Annotated in this window: 7 protein-coding genes and 1 pseudogene; 3 read left to right on the top strand and 5 right to left on the bottom strand. The window is 44.4% G+C overall.

Annotated features, from left to right (window positions below):
• The coding region (locus IM477_RS22845; protein ID WP_353845523.1) for a helix-turn-helix domain-containing protein at positions 1-65 on the bottom strand (65 nt) is incomplete at its 3' end.
• Positions 66-185: 120 nt separating this feature from the next.
• Positions 186-1,355: an HhoA/HhoB/HtrA family serine endopeptidase gene (locus IM477_RS01295; RefSeq protein WP_287730199.1), complete on the bottom strand. Its 1,170-nt coding sequence runs from the start codon at positions 1,353-1,355 to the stop codon at positions 186-188.
• Between the two features lie 195 nt (positions 1,356-1,550).
• On the opposite strand from IM477_RS01295, the gene IM477_RS01300 reads away from it, so the two are divergent.
• Entirely contained in the window at positions 1,551-1,706 is a 156-nt protein-coding gene (locus IM477_RS01300; RefSeq protein ID WP_287730200.1) for a hypothetical protein, read from the top strand.
• Here IM477_RS01300 and IM477_RS01305 read toward each other — a convergent pair.
• Entirely contained in the window at positions 1,703-2,371 is a 669-nt protein-coding gene (locus tag IM477_RS01305; RefSeq protein ID WP_287730202.1) for a hypothetical protein, read from the bottom strand. The two genes, IM477_RS01300 and IM477_RS01305, sit on opposite strands and share 4 nt — an antisense overlap.
• A gap of 208 nt (positions 2,372-2,579) precedes the next feature.
• Between IM477_RS01305 and IM477_RS01310 the strand changes: the two genes are divergently transcribed.
• Positions 2,580-4,703: a serine/threonine-protein kinase gene (locus IM477_RS01310; RefSeq protein ID WP_287730206.1), complete on the top strand. Its 2,124-nt coding sequence runs from the start codon at positions 2,580-2,582 to the stop codon at positions 4,701-4,703.
• Positions 4,704-4,725: 22 nt separating this feature from the next.
• Here the strand turns inward: IM477_RS01310 and IM477_RS01315 are convergent, their stop codons facing one another.
• Positions 4,726-6,108, bottom strand: coding sequence for an aromatic ring-hydroxylating dioxygenase subunit alpha (locus tag IM477_RS01315; protein ID WP_287730203.1), 1,383 nt, complete (start codon positions 6,106-6,108; stop codon positions 4,726-4,728).
• Between the two features lie 193 nt (positions 6,109-6,301).
• On the opposite strand from IM477_RS01315, the gene IM477_RS01320 reads away from it, so the two are divergent.
• Positions 6,302-6,652 (top strand): hypothetical protein, encoded by a 351-nt coding sequence (locus tag IM477_RS01320; RefSeq protein WP_287730204.1) that lies wholly within the window; start codon positions 6,302-6,304, stop codon positions 6,650-6,652.
• Positions 6,653-6,674: 22 nt separating this feature from the next.
• On the opposite strand, the pseudogene IM477_RS01325 reads toward IM477_RS01320, so the two are convergent.
• Positions 6,675-6,816: pseudogene (locus IM477_RS01325) on the bottom strand (RNA-guided endonuclease TnpB family protein); the annotation flags it as partial.

Consider the following 6,816-nt stretch of genomic DNA (forward strand, 5'->3'; position numbering starts at 1 on the left):
AATAGCGACTCTTGTTCGGGTGTTGGGTAAAATCGAAACGAATAGGCTTTTTCCATATCTCGCATTCTAGCATATATCGTGTAAATGCGCTAATATTTAACAGTAAAGCCGTCGTAGAACGACGGGGTTTCAGACCCAAATTTTCGATGAAAACTCACATCTGATAACTGATCACTGACTGCCGATTACTGATTTGACATTTGGGCGGTGATTACGGTGAGATCGATCGCCCTTTCCCCCCTTCTGATTCTTAGGGGTAAAGATTGACCGATCCCGGTTTTTTCCACCATTTCCTGTAACTCAGCGCCATCGCTAACCGGTTGATTATTAGCTTTAACAATCACATCCCCGCGACGGATCCCGGCTTTTTCGGCGGGGGTATTGGGTAGGACTTTCACCACCAAAATTCCCGACACTTCCGGGACGATCATGGCAGAATTGGGGTTTTGATTATTAGCCCGGGCTAAATCGGGAGTTAGATTAACCATCTGCACACCGATATAGGGATGGGCCACCTTTTGACCTGCTTCTAGGGTTGCTTGTAACTGCTTGGCCCGGTCGATGGGAATGGCAAAACCGATGCCCATGGCATCGGCACGAATCGCCGTATTGATGCCGATGACTTCCCCTTGGGCGTTGAGTAAAGGACCGCCGGAATTACCCGGGTTAATAGCGGCATCGGTTTGGATAAAATCAATGCGTTTATCGGGAATACCCGCCTTAGCCGCCGAGCGCCCGATCGTGCTAATAATTCCTAAAGTTACCGTATTATCTAGACCGACGGGATTGCCTACTGCGATCGCCCAGTCCCCCACTTGTATGGATGAGGAATTGCCGAGGACGGCTACAGGTAAATTTTCCCCTTGGGGATTAATTTTCACTACGGCTAAATCAGTGATCTCATCAGTACCGCGCACTTCTCCTTTGAAGCTACGACCATCTTTTAAAGTTACCGTTACCTTATCGGCATTATCGACCACATGGGCATTAGTTAAGATTAAACCACTGCCATCGATAATAAAACCCGATCCCTGGCCAGCAACTCGCTGCTGGGTGGGAAGACGAAACTGTTCTCCAAAAAACTCCTGAAAAAAAGGATCATCAAAAAAGGGGCTATTGGGACGAGTAATGATCGCTTCGGTGTCAATTCGCACTACTGCCGCACCCGTGCGCGCCACTGCCTTAGCGACAAAACTTTCCGCCGTCATCTCCGGGGGAATTCTGGCCAGATCGGCGGCATCGCTGGGCAGATTTTGAGCATTTACCGCCGCTAAACTGCTAAAACCGAGCATAATTCCCAGAAAAGTTGCCAAAGCATGGGTAATAGTTCGCCGTAACCCTGTAGGAAGTTTCATACTTTGATCTCTGATTCTTATGTTTTGACTGTTTCTGTCTATTGGTTGACAGACGGACTATTAAAAATCTAACAAATCGATCGCTCCGATTAAACTAAGACGCATCTTAACCGCCTATCCTTAGATTAGCTGACCCCCCCTTGCCACCCCTTGCCACCCCGATGTCGGGTAGGGTTGGGAGGGTAGGGTTGATTCATGAATCAACCCTACCCAACCCTAGGGTTGGGGGGTCTTGTCTCTTGTCTCTTGTCTCGTCTCAACAAGCAATTTAAAGGCGCGGGCAGCTTAAACCAATTAGTTGACACCAAATCCGCCAGCAGACGGATTTGGTCATGGTTTGCCGTTCACTAATCTCTGATCACTAGGGGCGATTGCAGGGTAATATTTAAATCTCGATCGGGGTTAACAGAGTATAACTGCACGGAACTACCACCGACAATTCCCGCCGCCGGTAAGCCCCATCCTGCAAGGGTTCCCACGGCTGCCCCCGCTAAGACATCGAGAACTTCGATCTTGCGATCGCCCGTAAGAGCAGCGATCGCTGTGGCTGCCCCCGCACCGGCGAGGGTTCCCCCTAAGATATCTTGAGTTTTTGCCCCTTTACGCAGGGTTTCAGTGGTAGTAATTAATCGCGAAGTAGCATTGAGGGGAATGGTGCGATTGCCCCCATCGAGGCCAATTTCATCGGCAATAAACCGCACACCTCGGCCCGCCGCTTCTAAAGTACCCTTGACTTCACTTCCCGCTGCAATCACCACAATCCCATTGCGGTTACGAATATCTCTGGCTACGGTTAAAGTCAGAGGAATAACATCACTTTTAGAAACTAAAATTTTATCGGCTTTCTCGTAATTCAAAGGGATAACTGTTCCCACCGGAATCGAGATTTGTTGAGCGATGAGACGTGGCCGATTAATATTACTTTGAGCGAGGACGGGAAAAGTACCGGACATCGACCCCATGAGCAGGGTAATCAGTAAAGCTGTACTGGCTCTAGTAACAGGATTCATAGACATAGCGGTTATCCTCTCAAAAAACAACAGTGAACTTTCTCTGTTTCTAGATTATTTTTTTCTGTCTGTCATGTCAGTCCCCTCAACAGGGAATTTTTTCTCTCTCTATAGGGAAAAAAGTAGAATGGGAAAGTTTCCGCATTTTGTCCATCGACCGCAAAAGAGAGCCGAAAAGCCTAGAATAGTAAAAAACCTCGGATTACCATCGTCTATGGAACTCGCTGCCGGAAACATCCTTAGTCATCGCTACCAAATTATCCGTCAATTGAGAAAAGGGGGATTCGGACAAACTTTCTTAGCCTGCGATCGCCAGTTACCCAATCAAAATCGTTGTGTGATCAAACAATTTAAACCCCAGTGCCAGGATGCCGAAACTGTAGCCATCGCTAGACGACTCTTTGAAACCGAGGCGAAAATCCTGCAAGAATTGGGCAGTCATCGCCATATTCCCCGTTTATTTGCTTATTTTGAGGAAAATGGGCAATTTTTCCTCGTGCAAGAATACATTGAAGGGGAAGATTTAGCCAGAGAAATTACTGCCGGTGTCTATAGGCAAGATGAAGGGAAAGTGGTGGCTTTATTAACAGAAATTCTCTCAATTCTCGAATTTGTCCATCACAAACAGGTGATCCATCGCGATGTTAATCCCTTTAATCTTATTCGTCGCAGCCAAGATCATCAATTGGTTTTAATTGATTTTGGTGCTGTCAAACAAATTAGCACTCAAGTGGTTAAAGAAGGTAAAACCGTTTCTACCATCGCTATTGGTACCCCTGGTTATTTCCCCAGTGAACAGGCCCAAGGTTATCCGCGTTTTAGTAGCGATATCTATGCCACTGGTATTATTGGATTACAAGCTTTAACCGGTGAAGATCCCGAAGATATTCCACTGGATGCTCGCACGGGGGAAATTCTCTGGCAACATTTGGCCATGACTAGCGCCGAGTTTAGTTATGTTATCGAGCGCATGATCCGCTATGATTTTCGTCAGCGTTATACCAGTGTCAGTGAAGCATTAATCGATCTGAGAAAATTAGGTAAAATTTATCATCTCGCTCCGAAAACTACCTATGGGGTGAAACCTCAAGGTCAGGTTGCTCGTCAAGGGAAATCTTGGCTAACAAAAATCTTGTTTGTCTCTGGGACAATTGGCTTAATAGTCGGTGCTTATCTGGGTTTTAACTATTGGCAAAATTCTCGTAATTCTCTTGATCACTATCAACAAGGTCAGACTTTTTATCAACTCAAACGCTATACTGATGCCCTTAATTCCTATGGTCAAGCCTTAAAAATTAATCCCGATTATCTTGAGGCATTGCAAGGAAAAGCTGATGCTTTATTAGCTTTAAAAAGATACTCGGAAGCTTTAAATACCTACGAAAAAGCTATTCAAATTAACCCAGATTCCGCTTGGCAAGCTTGGCTCGGTCGCGGGCAAGCTTTAGATAAATTAGGCAAAAATCAGGAGGCTTTGGAAAGTTTTGAGCGGGTCTTATCTTTTAATCCTGCCGCTAGTCAAGCTTGGCAAGGTAAAGCCGATATCTATCTAGAACTGCAACAATATTCCGCCGCCCAAAAAGCTCTTGACAAATTGTTAACTTTTCAGCAAAATGATGCCAAAACATGGTATAAAAAAGGCTGGTCATTACAAAATATTGAGGATTATGAAGGGGCAGTTAAAGCCTATGATCAGGCTCTAGCGCTCGAATCGGATAATGCCTTAATTTGGTATCAAAAAGGTAATAGTTTCTATCAATTAAATAAAGTTAATGATGCTTTAGAAAGTTATAGCAAAGCTGGACAATTTAATCCTCAATTTTCCCAAGCTCACTATAGTCAAGGGATTATTCTGCAAAAATTAGGTCGCAATTCAGAAGCTTTGGAGGCATTTACTCAAGCAACTAAAGCCAATTATAATTATTATCAAGCTTGGTTAAATCAAGGGGCATTACTTCATCAAATGGAAAGATTTCAAGAAGCGATCGCATCCTACGAAAAAGCTCGCCGCATTTCTTCCCAAAAAGCCGAAGTTTTTATCGGTATCGGTAACGCTTGCTATCGTTTAGGCGACTATTCTCAAGCCATAACCGCCTATCAACAGGCGATTCAAAGACAAAAAGATAACCCCGAAACCTGGAAAAGTTTAGGCAATAGTTGGTTTAAACTCGGTCAATACGAGCGAGCGATTCAAGCTTATCAAGAATCACTTCGTTATCGTTCCAATGACCGAGAAGTGCAAACACAAAAACAACTGGCAGAAACTCGCTGGCAAGAACTTCAGCAATCTTCCCAAAACCAAACCCCCAAAGTCGATAATGAGCAACAGGTTCCTTAACTTCCGCTCTTTTTCGGCAGCTTTATCGCTTTTTACCGGTATTTCTCGGCAATAATTCCCGTCCTTGATAAAACTGTTTTTTCAGTTCTCCCAAGCGCCAATAAGCTCCCACCATAATTACAGTTAATGCTGTCAGCACTGTCACGGGAAGGAGGGCCGATTGACCGAAAATTAGGGCTAAAAGTGGTAGAGATAGACCAAGAACAATAGCGATCGCTATTGTTAACCCCCGCAGACGATTAATATTTTTTAAAGCCCCTTGACAAACAGCACAATTTTTGGTATGGGAGTGATAGCGTTTGAGGAGAATCTCTTTTGATTGTAGGGGGGGAAAAGGTTGACCGGCGAAAGGATCAGCTTGGTATTGATTAACCCAATTGCGATACTCAAACACTAATAAATCCGCTTTGGTAGGGAGATAACAAGCTTGACTAAAATTCCGACTATCCCCCTGAGCTTGCAGATAACGCTCTTGATAGTAGAGAAAAATCTGATCATCTTCAAGAATAGCGTTTTGATTGATGTGGGAATACCAAGTGGGGGTAAGCTTAATGAAGAATTTCGGCAGTTTAGAGTTAAATTTAAAGGGAAAACGAGCAAAGAGACGACATTCTCCCTGACGGATTGGAGTTGCATAGACTGCTGTTAAAGTCCGTCCGAACTTTTCCGAGGTGAGATCGTGGTAAATGAATCCGGGGGCGATAAAATTGCTGTATTGCTGACCTAATTTACCTTTACGCGGTCCTTCGGGCCAAATACCCTTAAATCCCTGACGATTGGACTCGATAATTTCTAACTCCATAGGAGCGGCATTGGCCCGATTACCGATGGTGAGATGATGGGTATAGGGAACATGACTAGAATCGATAATATTTTCGATTAAAGTGACGGCCGAGTAGGGTAGATCTCGAAATGTATCCAAACAAATCCAAGCATCGGCATCCTCCTCCATGGGTTCAATAATTGGAATCGCAGTCAGGGGAGCATTTTCGGGATTACCCGCATAAACGAATAATAATCCCTGACGGATAGCCGTGGGAAAAGACCGCACACAAGCGCGTCGAGAGGTGTTAGCTTGACTGTTTTCCGGTTGTTGGGGAATAAATTCACAGTTTCCTCCTCCGGAAAAAGACCAACCGTGATAGGGACATTCTAGATGTCCGCTTTCGTTAAGACGACCTTCTGAGAGAGGAGCGAGACGATGGGGACATTTATCCTCGAAAACTCGCCATTCTTGCTGATTTTTGTCCCACCAAATCACTAAATCCTCTTCTAGTAGGGTAAAGCGTTGGGGCTGCTTTTTGTCTAAATCTTTGACGTAGTAGATAGGATACCAAACTTGACGACAATCAAAGCGATCGATATCTGTTCCCCCGATGGGATAGGTAGCAGTGCTGCTCAACATAAATTTTAAAATAAGTTAACATTTCTCCTCCAAAATCTAACAAATTTAATCGACAAAAGGGGACAGATGCCGGTATCTGCTGGGGAAACAAACACTGGCACTATATTTTGGGGTGATAATTAAAGGGTAGTCTCCCATGGATAAAGCAAGAATGGGAGAAGGATCAAGATGAAACTAAGGGGAGTTTACCAGAATGTCCGGAGAAACCGTCACTTATTCCCTAGAAACTGTCTTAAAGGATATCAAAGACAGCGTTAAGGATGTTAGTCAAAAAATAGATAATCTACAAAGGGACGTTAATCAAAAATTTGACAAGATTGATGAGCGCTTTGACAGAATCGATGAAAGATTAAATAAAGTAGAGATAGGATTAGCTACTTTGACCGAGAAAGTCGTAGGGATGGATAAACGACTGGAAAAGGTGGAAAACGAACAAGTTAAATCGATAGGATTGGTCGCTTTAACCGAGAAAGTCGGGGGGATGGATAAACGACTCGAAAAGGTGGAAAGTGAACAGGCTACCTTGACATCCTCGCCGCCGTAAAACGGACGGCGATTCCCAAACCTCACGATTTAGGTTTCTGCTTCTGTCCCGAAGGATTTTTCGCACCTGCCTTAACAGATTTACTCTGTTCTGGTCTTATGGTCGCTCTACAGACTGACACCGCAAGCCCTGCGGCCAAAATATTTTTACTGGCGTTAATATCT

The organism is Microcystis sp. M090S1, assembly GCF_020246295.1.
GTDB classification, from domain to species: domain Bacteria; phylum Cyanobacteriota; class Cyanobacteriia; order Cyanobacteriales; family Microcystaceae; genus Microcystis; species Microcystis aeruginosa.

Excerpts from the sequence above, each read along its gene's own strand:
- IM477_RS01315 (WP_287730203.1), bottom strand. The coding sequence starts at position 6,108 with ATGTTGAGCAGCACTGCTACCTATCCCATCGGGGGAACAGATATCGAT.
- IM477_RS01295 (WP_287730199.1), bottom strand. The coding sequence starts at position 1,355 with ATGAAACTTCCTACAGGGTTACGGCGAACTATTACCCATGCTTTGGCA.
- IM477_RS01305 (WP_287730202.1), bottom strand. The coding sequence starts at position 2,371 with ATGTCTATGAATCCTGTTACTAGAGCCAGTACAGCTTTACTGATTACC.
- IM477_RS01300 (WP_287730200.1), top strand. The coding sequence starts at position 1,551 with ATGAATCAACCCTACCCAACCCTAGGGTTGGGGGGTCTTGTCTCTTGT.
- IM477_RS01320 (WP_287730204.1), top strand. The coding sequence starts at position 6,302 with ATGTCCGGAGAAACCGTCACTTATTCCCTAGAAACTGTCTTAAAGGAT.
- IM477_RS01310 (WP_287730206.1), top strand. The coding sequence starts at position 2,580 with ATGGAACTCGCTGCCGGAAACATCCTTAGTCATCGCTACCAAATTATC.